Origin of the sequence: Salegentibacter sp. T436 (assembly GCF_001932675.1) — a bacterium.
Taxonomy (GTDB): domain Bacteria; phylum Bacteroidota; class Bacteroidia; order Flavobacteriales; family Flavobacteriaceae; genus Salegentibacter; species Salegentibacter agarivorans.
The window spans coordinates 1,641,176-1,664,976 of record NZ_CP012872.1 but is presented as its reverse complement, the minus strand read 5'-3'; the positions used below and the strand labels follow the sequence as shown (position 1 = coordinate 1,664,976).

Annotated in this window: 17 protein-coding genes; 6 read left to right on the top strand and 11 right to left on the bottom strand. The window is 37.7% G+C overall.

Going from position 1 to position 23,801, the window contains the following annotated elements:
* Positions 1-255: 255 nt before the first annotated feature.
* The 8 genes from AO058_RS07380 to xrtF form a co-directional block, all read right to left on the bottom strand.
* Positions 256-2,403 (bottom strand): thioredoxin domain-containing protein, encoded by a 2,148-nt coding sequence (locus AO058_RS07380; RefSeq protein ID WP_083634145.1) that lies wholly within the window; start codon positions 2,401-2,403, stop codon positions 256-258.
* A 136-nt stretch (positions 2,404-2,539) separates the two neighbouring features.
* Positions 2,540-3,109 carry a DUF3347 domain-containing protein gene (locus AO058_RS07375; protein WP_075325865.1) on the bottom strand — a complete coding sequence of 190 codons (570 nt, stop codon included), beginning with the start codon at positions 3,107-3,109 and terminating at the stop codon, positions 2,540-2,542.
* 122 nt (positions 3,110-3,231) lie between these two features.
* The gene (locus AO058_RS07370) at positions 3,232-4,953 is read right to left on the bottom strand and encodes an efflux RND transporter periplasmic adaptor subunit (RefSeq protein WP_075325864.1); all 1,722 of its coding nucleotides are present in this window, start codon (positions 4,951-4,953) and stop codon (positions 3,232-3,234) included.
* Positions 4,940-6,202, bottom strand: a complete 1,263-nt coding sequence (locus AO058_RS07365; protein WP_075327905.1) for a TolC family protein — start codon at positions 6,200-6,202, stop codon at positions 4,940-4,942. Before AO058_RS07365 ends, AO058_RS07370 begins: the two co-directional genes overlap by 14 nt.
* A 34-nt stretch (positions 6,203-6,236) precedes the next feature.
* Positions 6,237-10,085: an efflux RND transporter permease subunit gene (locus AO058_RS07360; RefSeq protein ID WP_075325863.1), complete on the bottom strand. Its 3,849-nt coding sequence runs from the start codon at positions 10,083-10,085 to the stop codon at positions 6,237-6,239.
* A 194-nt stretch (positions 10,086-10,279) separates the two neighbouring features.
* Positions 10,280-10,672, bottom strand: a complete 393-nt coding sequence (locus AO058_RS07355; protein ID WP_075325862.1) for an HYC_CC_PP family protein — start codon at positions 10,670-10,672, stop codon at positions 10,280-10,282.
* Between the two features lie 66 nt (positions 10,673-10,738).
* The gene (locus AO058_RS07350; RefSeq protein WP_075325861.1) at positions 10,739-11,182 is read right to left on the bottom strand and encodes an exosortase F system-associated membrane protein; all 444 of its coding nucleotides are present in this window, start codon (positions 11,180-11,182) and stop codon (positions 10,739-10,741) included.
* Complete coding sequence (gene xrtF / locus AO058_RS07345) at positions 11,179-11,724, bottom strand: exosortase family protein XrtF (protein ID WP_075325860.1); 546 nt, start codon at positions 11,722-11,724, stop codon at positions 11,179-11,181. Before xrtF ends, AO058_RS07350 begins: the two co-directional genes overlap by 4 nt.
* An 87-nt stretch (positions 11,725-11,811) precedes the next feature.
* On the opposite strand from xrtF, the gene AO058_RS07340 reads away from it, so the two are divergent.
* Positions 11,812-12,270, top strand: coding sequence for a GAF domain-containing protein (locus AO058_RS07340; RefSeq protein ID WP_075325859.1), 459 nt, complete (start codon positions 11,812-11,814; stop codon positions 12,268-12,270).
* Positions 12,271-12,294: 24 nt separating this feature from the next.
* On the opposite strand, the gene AO058_RS07335 is transcribed toward AO058_RS07340, so the two are convergent.
* Together AO058_RS07335 and AO058_RS07330 are read right to left on the bottom strand one after the other, a co-directional pair.
* Positions 12,295-12,807, bottom strand: coding sequence for a hypothetical protein (locus AO058_RS07335; RefSeq protein WP_075325858.1), 513 nt, complete (start codon positions 12,805-12,807; stop codon positions 12,295-12,297).
* A gap of 10 nt (positions 12,808-12,817) precedes the next feature.
* Positions 12,818-14,071: an ABC transporter permease gene (locus tag AO058_RS07330; protein WP_075325857.1), complete on the bottom strand. Its 1,254-nt coding sequence runs from the start codon at positions 14,069-14,071 to the stop codon at positions 12,818-12,820.
* 237 nt (positions 14,072-14,308) lie between these two features.
* On the opposite strand from AO058_RS07330, the gene purH reads away from it, so the two are divergent.
* The 5 genes from purH to rodA all read left to right on the top strand — a co-directional run bounded on the left by purH (position 14,309) and on the right by rodA (position 21,358).
* Positions 14,309-15,841: a bifunctional phosphoribosylaminoimidazolecarboxamide formyltransferase/IMP cyclohydrolase gene (purH, locus tag AO058_RS07325; protein ID WP_075325856.1), complete on the top strand. Its 1,533-nt coding sequence runs from the start codon at positions 14,309-14,311 to the stop codon at positions 15,839-15,841.
* Positions 15,842-15,879: 38 nt separating this feature from the next.
* Complete coding sequence (locus AO058_RS07320) at positions 15,880-16,908, top strand: rod shape-determining protein (RefSeq protein WP_057482684.1); 1,029 nt, start codon at positions 15,880-15,882, stop codon at positions 16,906-16,908.
* Positions 16,909-16,921: 13 nt separating this feature from the next.
* Positions 16,922-17,746 carry a rod shape-determining protein MreC gene (gene mreC, locus AO058_RS07315; RefSeq protein ID WP_075325855.1) on the top strand — a complete coding sequence of 275 codons (825 nt, stop codon included), beginning with the start codon at positions 16,922-16,924 and terminating at the stop codon, positions 17,744-17,746.
* 492 nt (positions 17,747-18,238) lie between these two features.
* Positions 18,239-20,107 carry a penicillin-binding protein 2 gene (gene mrdA, locus AO058_RS07305; RefSeq protein ID WP_075325853.1) on the top strand — a complete coding sequence of 623 codons (1,869 nt, stop codon included), beginning with the start codon at positions 18,239-18,241 and terminating at the stop codon, positions 20,105-20,107.
* Positions 20,108-21,358, top strand: a complete 1,251-nt coding sequence (gene rodA, locus AO058_RS07300; protein ID WP_075325852.1) for a rod shape-determining protein RodA — start codon at positions 20,108-20,110, stop codon at positions 21,356-21,358.
* A gap of 191 nt (positions 21,359-21,549) precedes the next feature.
* On the opposite strand, the gene AO058_RS07295 is transcribed toward rodA, so the two are convergent.
* Positions 21,550-23,685, bottom strand: a complete 2,136-nt coding sequence (locus AO058_RS07295) for a carboxy terminal-processing peptidase (protein ID WP_075327904.1) — start codon at positions 23,683-23,685, stop codon at positions 21,550-21,552.
* Positions 23,686-23,801 lie beyond the last annotated feature (116 nt).

Genomic DNA, 23,801 nt, shown 5'->3' with positions numbered 1-23,801 from the left:
TAAAAAAATCCCCGGAAAAGCATTTTAAGGGGAAATTTCCTGTTTTATATAATATAGAATACTGAAAAGCAGTATTATTTCTTAAAAATATACCTTTCTATTCAGCAAAGCAAGAAATCCTAAAACTGAATCTAAATATTTTGGGGTTTTAGATGAAGAAATAAGCTAAAAAAGACGATGTATGCTGAAAAATCGTTTCCGCAGGGAATTCGATTGCAAAAATACAATTAAACAAAAATTCAGGTGGTGCTAATCTTACCAAAAACCTCCAGATTCATTGATTTGCTCCAAAGCTTCTCTGGCTGTGGTTACAGGAAACTTGCATACGTGATCTTTACATACATAAATGGTGGTTTGCCCTTCAATAAATTTACCTTTCAATAACTCTAAATTTCCTTCTTTTTCCCCGCCCATTAATAGGACATTCGGGAGATAAATATGATTGATTTCTTTTTTCACCCTGTGGTGCTCTTTTCCTACTATGGCTACCTCAAATGGAGGTTTTACCAGGAGTGCTTCAACTATAGCCCAATTTGCATAGAAATCTGGATATTCCTTTAAATCCTTTTGTACGTTTAATAACATTTGTTCTGCCAGAGCTTTCTTTTCGCTATCGTAAAAATAATGCCCCAGGATTAAGAGGTTTTTCGCCATTTCTGAATTAGAAGAAGGAATAACATTATCCAGAATTTCCTTTTGCCGTGAAATTAGACCAGAATGATCATCATGGGTGTAGAAGAACATCCCGGAAGTAGAATCGAAGAAATGTTCTTTCGTATAATTTGCAAGATCTTGCGCTTTAAACAACCATTTTTCATCAAATGTAGCCTGGTAAAGATCGATAAATGCAGAAATTACAAAGGCATAATCATCTAAAAAGCCAGGAATGCTGGTTTTTCCGTCTTTATAATTTCTGGTTAAAGCACCATTTTCAGCAATAACATTTTCATTAAGGAAACGGGCATTTTTTAGTGCGGCCTCTAAAAATCGTTTTTCATCAAAAGTCTTATAGGCATTCAGGTAAGCCTTTATCATTAATGCATTCCAGGAAGTAAGTACTTTATCATCAAGAGCAGGTAAGGTTCTCTTTTGCCTTTCATTCAACAATTTTTGTTTCCCTTCAGAAAGTATTTCTTTTAATTCTTTAACAGAAAGCGACTTTTCTTTAGCAAAAGCTTTATCAGATTTTTCCCTGTGTAAGATATTTTTTTCATCTTCCCAATTACCGTTTTCTTCTACATTGTAATAGGCTTTAAAAATGGAAGAATCTCCACCTAAATGTTCATCAATTTCATCGGCGGTCCAAACGTAAAATTTCCCTTCTTCCCCATCGGTATCGGCATCTAGGGAGGAATAGAACGCCCCATTTTTAGCGGTAAGTTCGCGTTCAACAAATTCAAGACTTTCGTAAACTACATCTTTATACAGCGGATTCCTGGTTTTTTGCCAGGCCTGGGAATAAAGCCCAATAAGTTGGGCATTATCGTAAAGCATTTTTTCAAAGTGAGGTGCAAACCAATCTTCATCTGTAGAATACCTGGCAAAACCACCACCAAGCTGATCATAAATACCTCCAAAAGCCATATTTTCAAGCGTAACATCTACGGCCTCCAAAGCACTGGGGTCGTCGGTTAAATAATTATAGTGAAGAAGAAATTTCCATAAAACCGGCACCGGAAACTTTTGAGTTTCTACTTTCCCCCCTTTTTCAAAATCTATTTTAGATTTTAATTGAGTGTACACCGTTTCAAGTTCATCTAAAGAAAAAGCTTTCTCCTTATCAACAATTGGCATTTGCTCTAAAGATTGAATACCATCGGTTATTTTCTCGGCTTGTTCAAGTATAGCTTCAGGATCTTCTTTATTGAGTTTTACAAAATGCTTAAGAATTTTTAACCAGTCTTCCTTAGGATAATATGTACCGGCATAAAATGGCTTCCCGTCTGGCAGTGCTAAAACATTTAACGGCCAACCTCCGCTACCCGTCATGAGCTGTGCAGCATTCATATATAAATTGTCTACATCTGGCCGCTCTTCCCTGTCTACTTTTACCGAAATAAAATTCTCGTTCATAAGTTCGGCCACCTCGGGGTCTTCAAAACTTTCCTCTTCCATTACGTGGCACCAATGGCAGGCAGCATAACCAATGCTAATTACCAGTAATTTATTTTCTTTCTTAGCTTTATTTATAGTTTCCTCGCTCCAGGGATGCCAGTTAACAGGATTATGGGCGTGCTGTAATAAATACGGACTGCTCTCATTCACAAGCATATTGGTAAACTCGTGCTCTTCAGGCTCTTTATCTAATTGATTTTCACTCGAGGAATTATTTTTAGCTTCATCTACACAAGATATGGAAAGAAAAATAGCCAGTAATATACTGGCAAGGGAAGACAATTTCATGTTCTTATTATTAAATCTTTGTAAGATAACTTCCTAATCGAACTTTTCAAATAAAACCTTCAATTTTTCGAAAAACTACGTATAAAAAAGCCCACCAACGCTTAGTAGGCAGGCTCTATTTGTTATTTAGTATATCTTAATTTAGAGTAGCTTCTACCCTACCGCATTTCAGCATCTTATCGCCATAATAAGGATTAAAAATATCTTTTGAATTAGAATACCAATAATCACCTTTTCCTTCAAAAGCCATGGGACAGTACTGCTTATAAATCTCACCCGATTCTAAAGCATCCTGCAACACAGGCTCCATAGCTGCAGTAAGTTTAGAAAAATCTTCCCGTTGTCTATTTACATCCTCACTTTCAGCTATTTGCGTTGCCGCAGAAGCTATTTCTTGGTTTTCACCAGCTTTTTCAGCAAGTTTTGCAGCTTTATCACTGGCAGTTTCAGCATCTGTATTTACAAAAGCATCCTTAATTTCTACATATAAATTATAGATTTCGGCAGTATTTTCATTCTTAAATTCAGCATTTAAGGCTTCTCCTTCATAAGTGTCCATGCTGGCCTGCTCGTCACCCTGGTGCATTTCATTTTGCATAGGCTCTGCCGCTTCATTCTTCTTTTCTTCGGCATCGCGGCAGGAGGTTAGTGATATGGCTCCTGCTACCAGGCTAAGCATCATTAAGTTTCTTAGATTTTTTTTCATAGTTTCTGTTTTTAATTTAATTTGTATTTATTCTTGTTTAACCACTTTAAGGCTTTTGATTCAGCAAACTTATATAAATTTATTTTTCGATTCCTCCTTAATTCTTTTCACTTACTCTTTTCTTATTGCTCAATAACACCCGTTACTTCCCCACAATTCAGCATAGCACTACCGTAATATGGATTCCTTATTTCTTCTGAAAGGCTTAACCAATCGGCGCCTTCATCGTTATTCGCCATAGGACAATGCTGTATGTAAATCTGCTCATTAAATGGTTTTAAACTTTTTGCCATCCTGATCATTTCTGCGGAAAAATCAATAAAACCGGTTCTTAATGCTGAAATATCTTCAGAAGCTTTCATGATAGATAGTTTAGCCTGAAGCTGGGTTTTATAATTTTCAACAGCACCTGCCGCTGAAGTCGGAATAGCCGAAACATCCACAGCCTCAATTTTACTTTCTACTGTCTTCAAGTGTTTTTTTGCAGCTTCAAAATCATCTTCTACCAGGGCATTTTTTAATGCCAAATAAGAATTAAATACCTCCTGAATTTCGTTTTTCCCGGCTGCAGATAATTCTATCTCTTCAATATGGCCTGTACCATTTTCCTGCGGATTCATCATACTGGATTTTCCGGCTAATTGCACTGCCGCATCTACGGTAAAAGTACCATTTACCACAATTTCCTCGCCTTCATTTAAACCTTTTTCCACAACATAAGAATCCCCTAAAGAAGAACCTAAAACCACTTCCCGATGTTTAAATCCGGCGCCATTTTCTACATTTTCCTTCACATATACCACAGAACGTTTCCCCGTCCACAAAACTGCAGATTTTGGAATTACAATTTCTTCGTTTTCGGCACTAAGGTTATTTTCTATAATTCCTGTTGCAAACATTCCTGGTTTAATTCGTCTATTCTCATTATTAATTTCTACCCGGGCAGTAGCCACCCGGGTATTATTATTTAGCAACGGATCTACAAACTTTACCTCACCCTCAAAGGTTTCCCCGGGAATTGATTGTATAGTATATTTTATGGTGCTGCCTTCTTTAATCCAGGACATATTGCTCTCGTAAACATCAAAAAGCACCCAAAGTTTATCAAGATTAGCAATTTTATAAATAGGCATTCCCCGCTCCAGGTAATCACCCTGTTCAGCCATAAGTTCGGTCACTACGCCACCAACATCGGCAATAATTGAAAACCTCTCCATAGCCTCACCTCTACTCAACATTTTATTAATTTGCGCCTCACTAATTTTCCAGTTTCTAAGCTTTTGTTTTGCGGCTTCAAAAAGTTCTGGCTGACTTTCCTTTATCTCGGCTGCCTGTAATAATTCTTCCTGGGCAGTTACTAAATCTGGCGAATAAACGCTGGCCAGAACCTGTCCACGATTCACTTTTTCACCCGTAAAATTCACTTGCAATTGCTCAATTCTCCCAGGAATATGGGTAGATTGCGTGTAAGTGTTACGCTCGTCTACCTCAACTTTTCCATTAAGTCTAATTTCTTTTGAAGTTTCACCTGCTCCAACCAGCATGGTTTCAACATTTGCAAGTTTCAGTGCATTTTCACTCATCACAAACATGTCTGAATCCAGTTCGTTTTCATCTTCTGAAACCGGAATTAGATCCATTCCACAAATTGGGCAATCTCCCGGTTCGTTTTGCCTTATCGAAGGGTGCATAGAACAGGTCCAGGTTTGATCTTCGCTCCTTTCAGAGTGATCGTGCTCTTCAACTTGTTCAGCATCATTCCCTCCACCAAAAAGCAGGTATCCGAGTAAAAGTCCAAGGATAAGAATCCCCGCAGCTTTCCATATATTATTAATTCTTTTCATCGTAATTTTCAGTTTTAGCTGATAAATAATCCATTTTTGCCTGAGCCGTAAATCCGGTTTTCAAGGCTTCTATTTGCTGAGTTTTCAGCATTAAAATATCCTGATTCATTTGAAGCACTTCCTCAAAATCGCCATCGTTATTACTAAAAGCCGAAACCAAAAGCCTATTTGCCTGGTTAGAACTTTCAATTTGCCGTTCATAAAGCTTTAGTAATTTATCGGCTTTATTTAAATCGTAGACCGTTTGCTCAAATTCACTTAGTAACTGGTTCTCTCTCGCTTCTTTATTTTGAATGGCAGCCTCCTGCATTAGTTCGGCTTCTTTTTCTGCGGCTTTATATTTTTTTCTAAAAATTGGTAAACTCACCGAAAACATAGGCATTATTGCGTCCTGCCCGTTCATTGGCGGATTTGCATCTCTTCGTTTTGAAATAATCGAATAATCCACGCCAATCCCGAAATTAGGTAAGCCCGATTTTTGCGCTGTTTCTGCACGACTTTCATATGCCTCCCGCTCCCTATCGAATTTGGCAAGTTCTGGATGCATTTTAAAAGCTTCTTCAGGATTAATTATTTCGTTCTGTATTTCAGGATTAAAAATCAGGGTATCCTGAATTGCAACATCAGCTTGCCTATCTCTATTCAGTAAAAGATTAAACTGCTTTTTTAAACTTTCCAGTTGTTCTTTTTCAAGCTCAATTTCTGTTAAGGCTTCGTCCCGTTTAATATCTACCCGAACCACATTTACCATTTTTGAACTTCCGCTTCTAAACTTACTAAGGGAAAGCTCACGATAGGAATCCAGAATGTCCAGGTTTTCCTCCTTTAGAGCAATAGTTTTCTCAATAGCAAAAAGTTGGGCATATGCTTTTTTTATTTCGAAAAATAAGTCGGCTCGCATTGCCAAATACTCCTGAAATCTTGCTTCTGCCAGTAAATCTGCTGCTTCTTTTTTTGTTTTTAAAGTTCCAAACCAGGGAAACATCTGCATAAGGCTAAACCGGGCTTCCTGGGCGCCCAAACGTGTTTCAACCATTCTGCCAAATGCGCTAACCGTTAGCGTGGGATCTGGCAGGGAAGAAACCTGTGGTGATTGCTGCAATGCAGCTTCAAATTGGGTATAAGCAGATTGTAGCTTTGGGTTGTTCTCTGCTGCGATTTTGAGATAATCTTCCAACTCCTGCGCAATTCCAACTCCTCCCCAAAGAGAGATAAGAAGCAAGCTTATAATTATTTTTTTTGTGTTCATTTTCATTATCTGATTCTTATTTCATTCAGAAATTCTATGCCTTAATTGTTGTTGGTTCTTCTCCACTTTCTTCTGTGGAATTAGAAGAAGCATTTTCCCTCCAAATGGCCTGTAAAACGGGCACCACAAAAATCGTCATAATCTGGATTACCATTCCACCTACAATTGGGATGGCCATGGGCACCATAATATCAGAACCTTTTCCAGTTGAAGTAAGTACCGGAAAAAGCGCAATTATAGTAACGGCCGTGGTCATCATTGCGGGGCGCACCCGTTTTAAACCGGCCTCCATCACCGCTTCACGAACTTCTGAAACTGTTTGAGGATTTTTACGTTCAAAAATCTGGTGAATATAAGTTCCCATCAATACGCCATCATCGGTTGCAATACCAAACAAAGCGATGAATCCAACCCATACTGCTACGCTTAAATTGACCTCCTGCATTTGAAAAAGGCTACGCATATTGGTGCCGAACATATCAAAGTCCATAAACCAGCCCTGCCCGTAAAGCCAGATCATAATAAAGCCGCCGGCAAAGGCCACAAATACTCCTGAAAAATGGATTGTTGAAGCAATAATGCTTTTAAACTGAAAATAGAGCAACAGGAAAATGATAAGCAAACAAATAGGAATTAAGATTGCCAAACGTTTTACAGCCCGTACCTGGTTTTCATAATTTCCGGAGAATTTATAACTAATCCCTTGCGGCACTTGCAGTTCGCCAGCATCAATTTTATCCTGAATATGCTGCTGGGCATCATTCACCACGTTTACTTCGGCAAAACCGTCGCGTTTATCAAAAAGGACATAGCCGGTTAAAAAAGTTTCTTCACTTTTTATCATTTGCGGCCCGCGCTCATACTTAAGTTCAGCAAGCTCTCCTAACGGGATTTGAGCCCCATCCGAAGTCGGTATCAGAATGTTTTTAATACTTTCAGGATCATTCCTTAATTCGCGGGGATATCGCACCCTAACCGGAAAGCGTTCCCTGCCTTCTACCGTAGAAGTGATTTCCATCCCCCCAATCGCAGTTTCAATGGTTTGCTGAACGTCTTCAATACTAAGTCCGTAACGGGCAATCGCATTTCGATCTATATCTATTTCCAGATAAGGTTTTCCAACTACACGATCGGCAAAAACAGCTTCAGATTTTACTGAAGGTACTTCCTTTAGCAATTCCTCCAGTTCCATTCCAAAATCTTGAATAGTCCTCAAATCTGGTCCATAAACTTTAATTCCCATCGGTGCCCGCATCCCGGTTTGCAACATTACCAGACGGGTTTCTATGGGTTGTAATTTTGGCGCCGAAGTAACCCCGGGAAGTTTGGTGCGTTTTGTAATTTCATTCCAAATGTCGTCGGGACTATTAATATGTTCACGCCAGTTTCGGTAGAACCTTCCATCTTCATCTTCAATTAAATTTGAAGCGATTACATCTCGCTGGATAGCTTCAGCATTAGTTAAAGTGTCCCCTGATTTGAGAATAAAACGGTTTTCATCATCAACTTTAAAACGCTGCATCGAGCCGTCTTCAGCATGAATATATTCCGGTTTATAATTAATGATATTTTCAAACATAGAAATTGGCGCGGGATCCAGAGCGGTTTCTGCCCGACCTAATTTACCAACCGCAACCTCAACTTCAGGAATACTGGTTACCGCCATATCCAACTGTTTCAAGGTTTTGGTGGTTTCTTCCATCCCGGCGTGCGGCATGGTAGTTGGCATCAGTAAAAAGCTGCCTTCACTTAACGATGGCATAAATTCCTTGCCCACCCCGGGGAAAATGTGAGCCATTCCACTCCAAACCTGGGTTGTTCTCACATTCCAACCTACTTTATCAAATCCGCCTGCTACAAATCCAAATAATTTTGGAAAACCAAACCAGATCATCGTCCCAAAAAAGATGGTAATAATAGGGAGCGTTAAAAACTTCCCTTTATTGGTTAAACACCAGTTTAAGATCGGTTCGTAAAACTTCACCACCATCATTAATACCACCAAGGTGATACTTAGTAAAAGAATTACAAAGATATAATTGGCAAAAGCCGATTTCTGAAAGCCAAGCGGCATCCACTCTTCAGCCAGAAAGAATACGGTAACCGCCAGGATTAAACCGGGAATAACCAAATTTGTATATTTTCCAAAAAACTGTGGATTCCTTTCTTCAAGAATTTTTACGATTCCAATTAACGTTAGAGCTAAAGGCAACCAGAAACTAAAAATAATAGCCAGAGCGATTCCTGAAACGATTAAAACGATATTCCAAATTTGCTGGGTCTTCTTTTTATTGATTTTAATGTTGAAAAAGAAATACGAAAGCATTGGCAACACAAAAACCCCGATAAGGAAAGCCGCAACCAAGGCAAAGGTTTTGGTAAAAGCCAGGGGACGGAATAATTTTCCTTCAGCATTTTCCATAAAGAACACCGGGATAAAACTCACAATTGTGGTGGCCAGTGCTGTTGTTACCGCTGGAGCTACTTCAGCGGTAGCTTTGTAGATTACTCCGGCGAGTTTATTTCCGCGGAGATCTTTATTTTCGGGCATTTCCAGCCAGCGAATGGTATTTTCAACAAAAACAATCCCAACATCTACCATCACTCCAATGGCTATGGCAATCCCGGAAAGGGCTACCACATTGGCATCTACCCCTAAATAGCGCATCGCGATAAAAGTCATAAGCACCGCAACCGGCAATAAACTGGAAATTAAAATGGAAGCCCGTAGGTTTAAAACGAGTACAATAATTACGATAATGCTAATTAGTACCTCGTGGGAAAGTGCTCGCTCCAGGGTGTTTATAGTTTCATTAATAAGTTGTGTTCTATCGTAAAAAGGGACGATAGTTAACTGACTTTCGGTACCATCAGAAAGCGTTTTAGATGGTAATCCGGTAGATATTTCCTGGATTTTATCTTTCGTGTTTTGAATTACCGCCAGCGGATTTGAGCCATAGCGCGCTACAACCACACCGCCAACAACTTCAGCTCCTCCCATATCTAAAACTCCGCGGCGTTCGGCAGGTCCCAAACTTACCCGGCCAAGGTCTTTAATAAGTACCGGGGTGTTATCATTTTCGGCAACCACGGTATTTTCAATATCTTCAATAGATTCAATATAACCGAGACCACGAACCAGGTATTCCACCTTGTTTACCTCTAAAGTTTTCGCCCCGGCATCGCGGTTAGAATTCTTTACCGCCATCATTACCTGGTTGATGCCAATACCGTAGGCTTTAAGCGCATCGGGGTTTACATCAATTTGATATTCCTGTACAAAACCACCAATAGAAGCTACTTCTGAAACTCCTTTTGCGCCGCTTAGTCCAAGTTTCACATAATAATCCTGAACTTTACGCAATTCGTGAAGGTCCCAGCCACCGGTTACATTTCCGTCTTTATCCCGACCTTCTAAAGTGTACCAAAAAACCTGGCCTAAACCTGTAGCATCAGGACCCAATGTTGGTTGAACATCATCGGGTAATAAACCTGCAGGAAGAGAATTCAACTTTTCTAACACCCGGCTTCTTGACCAGTAAAACTCTACATCTTCTTCAAAAATGATATAAATACTGGAAAAACCAAACATGGAAGAACTACGAATAGATTTCACTCCCGGAATTCCCAAAAGTGAACTGGTAAGCGGATAAGTAATTTGATCTTCTATATCCTGGGGAGAACGCCCGGGCCAATCGGTAAAAACAATTTGCTGATTTTCTCCAATATCTGGAATGGCATCTACAGGAACTGGATCACTTGGCAAGAACCCGGTGTCCCAATTAAAAGGCGCAGTTACCAATCCCCAGCCGATTAGAAATACTAACAGCAGGACAGAAACCAGTCGGTTATAAAGAAAATATTTTATAATCTTATTAAACATGAATGTTGATATACATTAATAAAACAACTAAGCGCTATAAACAAATGAGAAATAGCTCAAAATGAAACTGTAAAAGTCATTATGATACCGATGTTTATCGGGAGAAGTAATCTGCTGATATTAACAGATCGCGTCGTGCTTCGCAATGACGATTTTATCATTTTGAAACAGGATGACATTTACAAAAATGTATATCAAATAAGGAAAACCTGGTCTTCGAGATGTATGTCTTTGACCAGAAGTGGTGGAGAATAATCTTTAAAAGGAATATTTTCTTTTGAAAAATCTTCAAAAATAAAAATGTAGGAATAAGCAAAGCCTGTGAGGAAAAGCTGTTGATTTAGATCTAGCGAATCAAACTGGTGTTTTAACTCGTCCTGGCCTTCTACCGCAACTTTTTCATTGGTACAGCAGGAATCTTCAGTTGAAGTTTCCATTTCCATCCCGCAGGTTTTGGCTTCAGAAAAAATTGCTTTATCTACTAAAAAGCTTCCGCAGAAATGTTTATCAACCGTAAAAGAAAAGGTTGAAAACAGCACTAAAAATGCCATTGCTATAGAAATGCTATGTTGAAAAGCTTTTTTCATCAGCTACAAAAATAGGTAAAATTTTGGAATAAAGTCTTTCCAGATTTTTGGGAATAACTTTCAATATTATAGGTTTTCCCGTTTTTTTAATCTGTAATAATAAAAAGCAGGCAATAAAATAAGGATAAATACTGGGTGAATTAAAAATCGGCGTACATAAAATAAACCCATTACATTTTCTAAATTCAAATTAAAATAAAGTACACTGAATGTTGCCAGACCAATTCCAAAAAGTAAGGTAAAAAGCAAGGCGGCAAATTTCACAATATTTTTATCGCGAAAACTAACAAAAAGGATTACCAGGGAAATAGCAGTATTTAGCCAGTAGCGTAAACTAAGGTTAAGCAATAATTTAGGGAAATTAATTTCGGGTACTTCCATTGCTAAATAACCGCCATAACGGTAAAAATCTATTAGCGGATCGTAAAATAACTGATGCTCAAAAAACCTCACCAAAATCAGCAAAATAACTAAAACCCCAATGCCTGATAGCCTTAAAAATTGTTTCATAATTTCTGTTTTTGGCTATAAATACGCACCCAGATAACCCACAGTAAAAATACGGTGCCGTAGATAATTAATGGGAATATAATGCTGTGTAGAAATTCGGTATGTTGCGGATACTCGTAAATTCCCACAGCGAGAATACCAATTCTAATAATATTCATTGTATAAATTATTACACTACCCGCTAAAAGATAAAGTAGTGTGAGTTTCAATCGGCCAAAAAAGGAAAGTACAAAAGCGATAAATAAAATAATGATACTAACTGCATTGCAGCCTTCCACGATTCTGGCCAAATAGACCTCATTAACAATAAGCTTCATTGAAAGTTCTGACTGGTGCGGTAAAATTTGCGCGTTATAACCAAAACTACTAATTAAGATTTCACTTTGTTTTGCCACAAGATGAGTAATGTAATCTGGAAAATAAATAGGCGACCTAAAGAATTCTAAATAAAGATTATAAATAAGGGTGAGCACCAGGTAACTTCCCAAAAACATAAAAATGAAACGAAGAACCGATTTATATTTAATAAATAACCTGATCAATTTTAGAGAGTGTTTTTAACAAATTTATATAAATAAGAGCCTGTGCTTGCTATAATTTTTGAATACTTTTGCACCAAAATATCAACTATGCCATTTCAGAAATTAAAACCAGAAATTAAAACTATTCTTGAAAACGATAATCTATCGGTAGACCACCGATTATCGCAGGTTTGTGAGGTTTTAAAAGAAAATATCCCATATTATGATTGGGTAGGTTTTTATTTTAAAAATGGCGATAAAGACGAATTGAAATTGCGTTCTTTCGCAGGCGAACCTACAGACCATACTATTATTCCTTTTGGAAAAGGGATTTGCGGGCAGGTAGCGGTTTCTAATGAAAACTTTGTAGTGCCTGATGTAAAAGCACAAACTAATTATATAGCCTGTAGCATTAACGTGAAAGCTGAAATTGTTGTCCCGCTTTTCTTAAACGGCGAGAACATTGGCCAGATTGATATAGATTCTCACACTCCAGATCCATTTTCTAAGGAAGATGAAGAATTTTTGGAATGGGTTAATGAGAAAGTGGCTGAAGTTTTAAGTTAAAACTTAAAGCAGTAATTGTTGTAATCAATCAAAAGTTTTTTGCTCTTTTATTTTAATTAAAATCGCCCCACTTTCACCGCGCACGCCATATAGAACGTTCTCGGGCTGATCATAATATATTTCCAAAGCAGAAACCTTTTTGGTTGTAAGAAATTCTTGCAGATTTTCTGCTGTTTTTCCTTTTATGGAGCTAAGATAAATTACTTCTTCGTTATTGACGAATTGATATATAGGCCGGTGACGAGAATGTAAGTCTTTACCTGGTTTTTCAGCTTTTGTTTTAGCTTCTATTTCTTTTCGCCTTTCGGAAGAAAGGCCTGTGAAGCATATAAAATGCGAGGATGAGTTTACGGCTGTATCTGCCATTATTCGCTTTTGCAAGGAATTTAATTGTTGTTTGAGTTTTTCTTCAGCTTTAAGACTTTCTATCCATTCCTTATTTTCTTCAGCAGTAAGAATCAAACCGTCTTGGGCAACGGCAACTGATGCGGTAAAAAGACAGATTAAAACATAGAATACTTTAAATTTTAATTTCATTTCTTGAATTTTACATTCCTGTTCTAATAGCTTCTACCGGATCTAATTTTGAAGCCGAAATTGCCGGAATTATTCCCGAAATTAACCCGATTACTGCTGAGACTGCAAAGCCAACAAACATATTCCAGGAAGAAAGCTCAAACTCAAAGTCGCCGGTAAATTGCGAAGCCGCGATAGAAACCAACCAAACCAATCCCAATCCTACCAGACCGCCAATAACAGCCAGGATTACCGCTTCAAATAAAAATTGAAAGAGAATAAATTTATTTTTGGCTCCCAAAGATTTCTGAATTCCAATTAAATTGGTTCGCTCTTTTACGCTTACAAACATAATATTGGCTATTCCAAAACCGCCCACGAGTAATGAAAATCCGCTAATTATTAATCCTATAAAATTCAGCTGACCGGTAATATTATCTATTAAATCGGCAAAACCCTGAAGTTGATTTACAAAAAAGTTATTGATATCGCCAGGTTTTATTCCGCGGTAATTTCTAAGCTGTTGTTCTAAGACTGCCATATATTCGGCATTATCAACATCATCTTCTGGCTTTAAAATTAATTGCGGGAAAACACCCTTATTATTATCTCCATAAACTCTTCTCACAATATTTGCAGGAACGAACACCTGGCCATCCCTGGAGCCACCAAATAAGCTAGCTCCTTGCTTTTTAAGCACACCAATAACGGTAAGCTTTCTGCCATATAAACGCACTTCCTTACCAAGAGGATTAAGTCCACCAAAAAGATTATTTGCTATTTCGTGCCCTAACACAATTACCGGAGAACCACTTACTGACTCAGATTCGTTAAAAAACCTACCTTCTTCCAGTTCCAGGGCTTCAATATCGTAATATTCGTGGGTAATAGCGCCAACTCCAACACCGGTACTGGTAACATCCTGATATTTTATAGATTCATCGGGAACGCCAATTGTAAAACTTATAGATTCGGTATTGGGAAGATTTCGTTTCAGGTATTGATATTCATCGTAAGAAACATCTGGAAACTGCTGGCGTTTCCATTGCGGCACATCGGTGGGGCCAAAAGAAAAACGCATTACCACAATGGTGCTGTTATCTAAAGCGCTTAAACTTCCTTTAATTTCACGTTCTAAAGAATCTACTGCAGCAAGAACGCCTATAATGGAAAAAATTCCAATAGTAACCCCCAGCAAAGAAAGAAATGTTCTTAGCTTATTATTTTTTAGCGCGTTTATCGCAAAATTAAAACTTTCCCTAAGTACGCGTAGATATATCAGCATAATAAATAAAGCTCGGGGACAGAACCACGGAGCATTAAATTGTAAATTAAAACATTCTGCCAGCCGGGCACATGTAAATACCAGGATATCGAGTAAATAAAGCCCGGATTTTTATGTGCTTAGTGGTATGACGCCCGGGTTTAAATTTCGTTACAAAATTTCTGGATAAATAAAGTAAATGCCTTTTATGTTTTTGGGTTAAATACTTACTTTTGCCACTTTAACAAACACAACACAATGAGCGACTTAAAAAAAGCAAAATCTGCTTTAATATCTGTATTCAGCAAAGAAGGCCTGGAACCTATTGTAAAAAAACTTAACAACCTGGGAATCACCATTTACTCTACTGGTGGCACCGAAAAATTTATAAAAGATCTTGGAATTGAAGTTGTACCTGTCGAAGATGTAACTTCTTATCCTTCAATTTTAGGTGGAAGGGTAAAAACGCTCCACCCAAAAGTTTTTGGAGGAATTTTGAACAGGCAGGATAATGAAGGTGACGTAAAAGAACTTGCAGAATACGAAATTCCGCAGATAGACATTGTGATTGTAGACCTTTATCCATTTGAAAAAACCGTTGCTTCGGGAGCTTCAGAACAGGATATTATTGAAAAAATAGATATTGGCGGCATTTCGCTTATTCGCGCCGCTGCAAAGAACTTTAAAGATGTGCTTTGTGTTTCTTCGGTAGAAGATTATAAGGATTTTGAAAATTTACTGGACGAAAAAAATGGAGATACCAGCCTTGCAGATCGTAAACTTTTTGCCGGAAAAGCTTTTAATATTTCCTCACACTATGATACGGCAATCTTCAACTATTTTAATGCTGAAGGCGAAGTAAAAGCTTATAAAACAAGTATCCAAACCGGAAAAGAATTACGCTATGGTGAAAACCCACATCAGCAGGGAACTTTTTACGGAGATTTTGATGCGATGTTTGAAAAACTGCACGGAAAAGAACTCTCTTACAACAACTTATTAGATGTTGATGCTGCGGTAAACCTCATCAACGAATTTAAAGGCGAAGCACCAACTTTTGCGATTTTAAAGCACAATAATGCTTGTGGTCTAGCTCAACGCGACACGGTTCACCAGGCTTATGTAGATGCGTTGGCGGGTGATCCTGTTTCTGCTTTTGGAGGAGTTTTAATTAGCAATGTTGAAATTGATAAAACTACAGCTGAAGAAATTCATAAATTATTCTGTGAAGTGGTTATCGCCCCTTCTTTCTCTAAGGAGGCCGAAGAAATTCTGAAAGGAAAAAAGAACAGGATTTTATTGACTCAGAAAGAAACTGAACTTCCGCAGAAACAGGTTAGAACTTGTTTGAACGGTGTTTTGGTACAGGATAAAGACAACAAAACTGATGCGCTTGAAGATTTAAAAGAGGCTACAAACAATAAACCAACAGATGCCGAGTTATCTGACTTGTTGTTTGCTTCAAAAATTTGCAAGCATACAAAATCGAATACCATCGTTTTAGCAAAAAACAAACAATTATGCGCCAGCGGCACCGGGCAAACTTCTCGTGTGGATGCTTTAACACACAGCATAGAGAAAGCGAGATCTTTTAAATTCGATTTAAAGGGAGCGGTTATGGCTAGCGACGCGTTTTTCCCGTTTCCAGATTGTGTAGAGATTGCAGGTAACGCAGGAATTTCAGCAGTAATCCAGCCCGGGGGATCTATAAAAGATCAGTTAAGTATAGATTATTGCAACGAAAATAATATAGCTATGGTGATGACGGGAACACGCCATTTTAAACATTAATTTTATTACATTTACCAAACCTCAATACCAAACAAAGCATGGGATTTTTTGACTTTCTCATTGAAGAAATAGCGATAGATTTAGGAACTGCCAACACCCTTATTATTCATAATGATAAAGTGGTGGTAGACAGCCCCTCTATTGTTGCACGAGACCGTACTACGGGAAAAATAACCGCAGTAGGGAAAGAAGCTGCAATGATGCAGGGAAAAACCCATGAAAACATAAAAACCATTCGCCCATTAAAAGATGGGGTAATTGCAGATTTTGATGCCAGTGAGAAAATGCTCACTATGTTCATTAAAGAAATTCCGGCGCTTAAAAAGAAAATGTTCACACCGGCCCTTAGAATGGTGATTTGTATTCCATCTGGAATTACAGAAGTTGAAATGCGTGCGGTAAAAGAAAGTGCAGAGCGTGTGAATGGGAAAGAGGTTTACCTTATTCACGAGCCTATGGCTGCTGCCATTGGTATTGGCGTAGATATTATGCAGCCTAAAGGAAATATGATCGTAGATATAGGTGGTGGTACTACTGAAATCGCGGTAATTGCCCTTGGTGGAATTGTTTGTGATAAATCGGTTAAAATTGCCGGTGATGTATTTACTAATGATATTGTTTATTATATGCGTACGCAGCACAACTTATATGTTGGAGAGCGTACTGCTGAAAAAATAAAAATACAGATTGGTGCAGCGACTGAAGATTTAGAAGTTCCGCCAGAAGAAATGAGCGTGCAGGGACGTGACCTTTTAACAGGAAAACCCAAGCAGGTAAATATTTCTTATCGTGAAATTGCCAAAGCCTTAGATAAGTCTATTTTAAGGATTGAAGACGCGGTAATGGAAACCTTATCTCAAACCCCTCCAGAGCTTGCAGCCGATATTTACAATACCGGTATTTATCTTGCCGGTGGTGGATCTATGCTTAGAGGATTGGATAAAAGGCTATCTCAAAAAACCGATCTTCCGGTTTATATCGCCGAAGATCCATTAAGAGCCGTAGTAAGAGGAACCGGAATATGCTTAAAGACCCTTAATCGTTATAAGGGAATTTTGATAAAGTAGGAGAAGTAGTTTTATGCAGCAAATTTTTAATTTTCTTATTCGGAATAAGAATAATATCCTATTCCTGTTTCTGCTTGCATTAGCTGTATTCTTTACCATTCAAACCCATTCTTTTCATAAAAGTAGTTTTATAAGCTCGGCAAACGTACTTACCGGCGGCATCTATTCCTGGGCCAACGATTTTGACAAGTACATGCATTTAGACGAGTACAACGAGCGCTTAATGGAAGAAAATAAGCAGCTGCGTAACGTATTGACCAATTTAAACGATACCATTTCGGTAGAAAATTATACCGATACCACCAGTTTTGATGGCACGTACTATTTTAGAACCGCGAGGGTTATTAATAACAACTACGCCAAACCCAACAATTTTCTAACCTTAAACCAGGGAAAAGAAGCCGGTATAAAATCTGAGTTCGGGGTTATAACAAGTAAGGGAGTAATTGGAATCGTAGACCGTGTGAACAGCAGATTCTCGCGAGTAATTTCCATATTAAATTCAGATTCTCAAATTAACGCACAGTTAAATAAAACCAATCATTTTGGGAGTTTAATCTGGGATGGTAAAAATCCTAATATCGTTCAGCTGGTAGATGTGCCACGACAGGCACCCGTAAAAGAAGGAGATACCATAGTCACTGGGGGAAAATCTTTAATTTTTCCTGAAGGGATTCCTATTGGTAGTGTAGAAAATTTTAAACTGGACCAAAGCCAGAGTTATTACAATATTAATGTTAGGCTTTTTAATGATATGACCAACATTGGTTATGTATATGTAATTGAAAACCTGGACCGGGAAGAAATACTGGAATTAGAGAAGGAAGATGAACAATAGTATTTTAAAAAATATAATCAGGTTTGTAGGATTAGTATTTATACAGGTACTAATACTTAACAATATTAATTTCCTGGGCTATATAAATCCTTACCTTTATGTATTATTTATTTTACTTTATCCATTTAATGCAAATCAGAGTTTATTTTTAATACTGTCTTTTTTATTAGGCTTTAGTATAGATCTTTTTGAAGACAGCGGCGGCGTTCATGCGGCAGCTTGTGTGGTTATTGCTTTTATTAGGCCAAATTTGCTTCGATTTTCTTTTGGAATAAGCTATGATCATCAAAATTTAAGGCTTTCCACAACACCTTTTGGAGCCAGATTAAGCTATATTTTTATCAGTATTATAATTCATCATTTTATCTTGTTTTTCTTGGAAATGTTCAGCTTTAGTCATATAATAATAGTCCTCAAAAAAACGTTATTTTCAGGGATCTTCAGTGTTATTACTATTATGCTAAGCCTTATTGTTTTCAGTAAAAAATATAGATGAGAAAATTACTTCTTTACATTATTATTCTTACCACCGGCATTATTTTTCTTGCCCGGTTGTTCTATTTGCAAATAATGGACGATTCTTTTGCGGTAAGATCTCAGGATAATGCTATTGAAGTGGTGTACGATTATCCGCAGCGAGGTTATATTTCAGACCGAAATGGGAAGTTGATGGTTTCTAACCAACCATCTTACGATGTGATGGCCATTCCACGCAATCTTAAACCTTTTGATACTACTGAATTCTGCGAAATTCTAAGTATAGATCCAAAGGAATTAGGGCGCCGTTTAGATAAGGCCAAAATCTACTCTCCTATTCTTCCGTCAGTAATTATTCCGCAATTAACAAAATCGGAATACGCTTATTTACAGGAAAAAATGCGAAAATATGAAGGTTTTTATATTCAAAAACGTTCGTTAAGAGATTACCAGGTAGATCATAGTGCCAATGTTTTAGGCTATATCGCGCAGGTGAATCAGAAAAAAGTTAATGAAGATCCGTATTATATTTCTGGTGACCTTATTGGAAGAAGCGGCGTAGAAAAAGTTTACGAAGAATTACTGCGTGGGGAAAAGGGTGTAAAATACATTCAAAAAGATAGGTTTAACAGGGACATTGGCCCTTATAAAGACGGTATTTACGATACGCTTCCCACTAAAGGAAAAGATATACATATCACTTTAGATGCCGAATTACAGGCGTATGGCGAAAAACTAATGGAAAACAAACGAGGTGGAATTGTAGCTATAGAGCCGGCAAGTGGCGAAATTCTTTCCCTGGTAACTGCGCCTAATTACGACCCTGCTTTATTAGTTGGCCGAAAAAGATCTCCAAATTACACCAGGCTATATTATGATTCTATTGCACAACCACTTTATGATCGCGGACTTTTGGCAGAATACCCTCCCGGATCTCCTTTTAAAGCTTTAACCGGTTTAATTGGGCTGCAGGAAGGGGTAATAGATACCGAAGACAGGTTTTCATGCAACAACGGTTATAATTACGGAGCCAGGCGTCCTTTGGGTTGCCATGCTCATCCCAGCCCCCTGGATCTAGTGCCGGGTATCGCAAACTCCTGTAATTCTTATTTCGCACAGGTTTATAGAAAAACAATAGAAAAATTTCCCACCCCACAAGAAGGGATTGATACCTGGAATGCACATTTAAAAAGTTTTGGCCTTGGTCAGTTTATGGGAAATGATCTTAGTACAGGGAGACCGGGTAAAATTCCTGATGCCGATTATTATAACCGAATTTATAATTACCCAACATACAAATGGTATTCTACGGCAACAATATCTAATGCCATTGGCCAGGGAGAAGTTTTAATGACGCCCATTCAACTCGCAAATATGACGGCTACTATTGCAAACCGTGGATGGTACTACACTCCCCATATTTTAAAAGCTGTAGAAGGTGATCCTATAAAAGAAGAGAAATTTACAGTAAAAAACATCACAACGGTAGACTCCAAACATTTCGACCCTGTAGTTGAAGGTATGCACCAGGTTTACAAAAATGGTACTGCTAGAAGTCTGCAAATCCCCGGAATTGAAATCGCTGGTAAAACAGGTACCGCAGAAAACTTTACAAAAATTGATGGGAAACGCACCCAACTTACAGACCACTCTATTTTTGTAGCTTTTGCACCGGTAGACAATCCAAAGATAGCTATTGCAGTATTTGTGGAAAACGGATATTGGGGAAGCCGTTATGCCGGAAGAATTGCTAGCTTAATGGTTGAAAAATATATTAAAAAAGAAATTACCAGAACAGATATGGAAGACTGGATTTTAAGCCACAGTCTTGAAGAAGAGTACGCAAAACCATTAAGTGGAGAACCTTTTATAATAAATAGGTAAATGAGTAAAAGCGTAGCAGGATTTGATTGGATTACTATATTAATTTACCTTTTATTAGTAGGCTTTGGATGGGCCAATATTTACTCGGCGTCTCTGGGCTCCGGCAGCCCTATTGATTTTTTTAATATGGACGCTCCTTATAGCAGGCAGGCCCTGTTTATAGCATTAAGCATCTTCCTTATTATTCTAATCCTTTCAATTGAAGCAAAATTTTACCAGCGGTTTTCTAGTGTAATTTATGCCACAAGCCTTTTAAGCTTAGCAGGATTATTTGTTTTTGGAAGCACCATTGCCGGGCAGACTGCATGGTACCAAATTGGCTCAGTTAGTATTCAACCTGCAGAATTTGCAAAAGCAGCCACCGCTTTGGCCGTAGCAAAATATCTAAGTGGTATACAAACAAATATTAAAGATTTTAAGCATCAATTACGAGTATTTTTAATTATTGCCCTGCCAATGATCTTAGTGCTCTTACAGCCCGATGCAGGTAGTGCAATGGTCTATTTTTCATTTGCATTTGCACTGTACAGGGAGGGACTGCATTTTGCTTATTTGTTACTCGGGTTTTTCGCTGCTATTCTTTTTGTAGCCACACTGGCATTCGGCCCCTTGTGGGTAATTGGCGGAATATTACTAATTGCAATACTGGTTTATCTTAAAAACCGAAAAAGAAGACCTAACATTTTAAAATATTTATTTTTTGCAGCGGTTGCAGTTGGATTTTCGCTTTCAGTAAATTATGTATTTGAGAATGTTTTTAAACAGCATCACCGGGATAGATTTAATATTGTATTAGGCAAAGAAGTAGATTCTCGTGGTATTGGTTATAATACTAACCAAAGTGAAATTGCAATAGGCAGCGGCGGATTATTCGGAAAAGGCTGGACAGAAGGAACTCAAACCAAAGGTCATTTTGTGCCTGAACAACATACCGATTATATTTTTAGCACGGTAGGTGAAGAATGGGGCTTTTTAGGAAGCACGTTTATTCTTGCCCTGTTTATACTGCTTATGTTGCGTCTACTTTATATGGCAGAGCGGCAGCGTTCAACTTTTAACCGGGTTTACGGTTATGGGGTAATAGGAATAATCTTTATGCACTTCCTTGTAAATATTGGCATGGTTATAGGCATTTTTCCTACAGTTGGAATTCCCTTACCATTTTTAAGTTATGGAGGTTCAGGACTTTGGGCATTTACAATTCTCCTATTTATTTTTGTCAAACTGGATTCAGACAGGATGTCTTTCTAATTACATCGCTCTGCTAACAATAAAGCAGCGGCAACCGCCAGAATGATTAGCGGATAAATATATTTTCTTTTCAGCATACAGCAAATTTAAACTTTTTGGTAATAAAGCTTACTCAGATTTCTTCAGTCAATTAATTATCGCATAAAAAAAGCGCCTCATTGCTGAAGCGCTTTTACCTTTTTAGAAGAAAACTAGTCTCTTACTTTCGCTAATTTATCTTCTCTAATATTATTTTTTCGCATATCAGATAGTACGTGAATTGCTTCTTCAACGTAAACATCCCTACTTAAATTCTTATGCCAACGATCTCTCTTTTCTTTTAGAATAGTATCGTTTTCAAACATCTTTTCTTCATAGGGTAAAGAAGTAAATGTCAGATTGGTTTTATAATCATTTATAGAATCAAAGCTTTTTGCCATTTCCTGATTTCTTTCAGCGGTTGCAGCGTATTCTTCAAAATTAAGGGAATGTGCACTATTTTCACTTTGGTCTTTAATCCATTTAGCATGTTGTTCAATACGCTTTAACTGCTCATTAGCGTTCATTCGGTCTTTACTGTTTGCAATAGTTTTTTCAAAATCTACATAACCATCCCAAACTTCATATTTAGCAGGATCTATTTTATCCCACGGTAATGGATTATCCTGGTCTTTCTCGCCAATATCTACAAAACTATAACGATCTGGCACCACCACATCACTTTTCACCCCTTCTAACTGGGTAGAACCACCATTAACTCTATAAAACTTTTGAGTAGTAAGTTTAAGTGCACCAACATCTCCAAATTCATTACTTCTTAACCAACGGTTAAGATCTATCACATTTTGTACGGTTCCCTTACCATAGGTTTGTTTACTTCCTATAATAATTGCACGCTTATAGTCTTGCATTGCAGCCGCCAGAATTTCTGAAGCCGAAGCTGAAAGTTCGTTTACAAGAATAACTAAAGGACCATCCCACAGTACAGACGGATCTTCATCTGAAAGTACATCTTTTCTCTGTCCGTTAGATTTAACCTGAACAATTGGCCCTTCTTCAATAAAAAGTCCGGCAATATCTACTACTGTTTTTAAAGAGCCTCCACCGTTATTTCTAAGGTCCAGCACAAGGCCGTCCATATTTTTTTCTTTTAAACGAATGATATCCTTTTTGATATCTGAAGCAGCATTTCGCTCTTCATAATCTTCCATATTAAAGTAGAATTTCGGCAAATTTATTATCCCAAAATTCTTCCCTTCCTGCTCAACCATAGCAGTTTTAGCATAGGTTTCTTCAATTTCAACAATGTCACGCGTTAAAGTGATTTCTTCAATATTACCCATTAACTTTTTACGAACTGTTAGGGTAACTTTAGAATCTTTTGGGCCTTTAATCAGATCCACCGCATCTTCCAGGCGCATTCCTACAATACTCACAGGGTCTTCTTCATCTTCCTGCTGTACTTTTAATATCTCATCTCCTTCAGAAAGTTCTTCACTTCTCCAGGCAGGACCACCAGATATAACTTCGGTTACGGTAATATTGTCGCTTTTCTTTTGAAGACGGGCGCCAATTCCTTCCAGTTTTCCAGACATTGCAATATCAAACCTGTCCTTATCCTGTGGTGCGAAATATAGTGTATGAGGATCAAAAGATTCTACAATAGCATTTAAATAAACTGAAAAGTAATCTTTACGCTCCAAATCATCTGTGAAATCGTAATATTCGTCTAAAGAACTTAAAGTCACCTCCCTGGCTTCTTTTTCAAGTTCTTCTTTAGATTTCATTTCATATTCAGAGTCTTCTTCTTTTTTCATTTCATCTTCCTCAACTTTATCGTGATAAGTGATAAGAGTAGAAAATTTAAGTTGTTTTCTCCAACGCTCCTTTAGTTCTTTTTTTGAAGATACATACTCAGCTTCAGAAAAGTCTGTATTTATATCTTCAGCTTCAGAAAAATCGAAAGGTTTTTCAAGGATTTCTTTGTAGATTTTTCGTGCCTCTTCAGACCGTTTTTGAAGTCTATTATAAGTAAGATCAAAAAAGCCAATTTCCTTTTTCTTAATCTGGTCGTCTATTTTATCCCTGTATTCATTAAACTCTTCAACATCACTGGCATAGAAGAAGCGCTTAGAACCATCCAGGCCACCAAGGTACTTATCGTAAACCCCTTCAGAAAATTCATCATTAATCTCTCTTGCATCATAGTGCCCTTCATTAAGCACATAGGTAATAAGATCTATAAGAAGTTTGTCTTTATTAGGATCGTCGAATTTTTTAGTAGTAAAACTACAGGAAGTAGCAGCCATTAAAAGCACTACCACCAGGATTTTAAAATTCTTTTTCATAAATAACATAAATTTCATCATTAACAGCTCCCCAAAATACATTAAAAATTGTGCCAATAAAGCTAACAGGTAATAATAATTTGTTAAACTACTAAGATAAGGTTTCTTCTTGAAAT

Coding starts and splice junctions, on each gene's coding strand:
- AO058_RS07380 (WP_083634145.1), bottom strand. CDS start 2,403: ATGAAATTGTCTTCCCTTGCCAGTATATTACTGGCTATTTTTCTTTCC.
- AO058_RS07375 (WP_075325865.1), bottom strand. CDS start 3,109: ATGAAAAAAAATCTAAGAAACTTAATGATGCTTAGCCTGGTAGCAGGA.
- AO058_RS07370 (WP_075325864.1), bottom strand. CDS start 4,953: ATGAAAAGAATTAATAATATATGGAAAGCTGCGGGGATTCTTATCCTT.
- AO058_RS07365 (WP_075327905.1), bottom strand. CDS start 6,202: ATGAACACAAAAAAAATAATTATAAGCTTGCTTCTTATCTCTCTTTGG.
- AO058_RS07360 (WP_075325863.1), bottom strand. CDS start 10,085: ATGTTTAATAAGATTATAAAATATTTTCTTTATAACCGACTGGTTTCT.
- AO058_RS07355 (WP_075325862.1), bottom strand. CDS start 10,672: ATGAAAAAAGCTTTTCAACATAGCATTTCTATAGCAATGGCATTTTTA.
- AO058_RS07350 (WP_075325861.1), bottom strand. CDS start 11,182: ATGAAACAATTTTTAAGGCTATCAGGCATTGGGGTTTTAGTTATTTTG.
- AO058_RS07340 (WP_075325859.1), top strand. CDS start 11,812: ATGCCATTTCAGAAATTAAAACCAGAAATTAAAACTATTCTTGAAAAC.
- AO058_RS07335 (WP_075325858.1), bottom strand. CDS start 12,807: ATGAAATTAAAATTTAAAGTATTCTATGTTTTAATCTGTCTTTTTACC.
- AO058_RS07330 (WP_075325857.1), bottom strand. CDS start 14,071: ATGCTGATATATCTACGCGTACTTAGGGAAAGTTTTAATTTTGCGATA.
- purH (WP_075325856.1), top strand. CDS start 14,309: ATGAGCGACTTAAAAAAAGCAAAATCTGCTTTAATATCTGTATTCAGC.
- AO058_RS07320 (WP_057482684.1), top strand. CDS start 15,880: ATGGGATTTTTTGACTTTCTCATTGAAGAAATAGCGATAGATTTAGGA.
- mreC (WP_075325855.1), top strand. CDS start 16,922: ATGCAGCAAATTTTTAATTTTCTTATTCGGAATAAGAATAATATCCTA.
- mrdA (WP_075325853.1), top strand. CDS start 18,239: ATGAGAAAATTACTTCTTTACATTATTATTCTTACCACCGGCATTATT.
- rodA (WP_075325852.1), top strand. CDS start 20,108: ATGAGTAAAAGCGTAGCAGGATTTGATTGGATTACTATATTAATTTAC.
- AO058_RS07295 (WP_075327904.1), bottom strand. CDS start 23,685: ATGAAAAAGAATTTTAAAATCCTGGTGGTAGTGCTTTTAATGGCTGCT.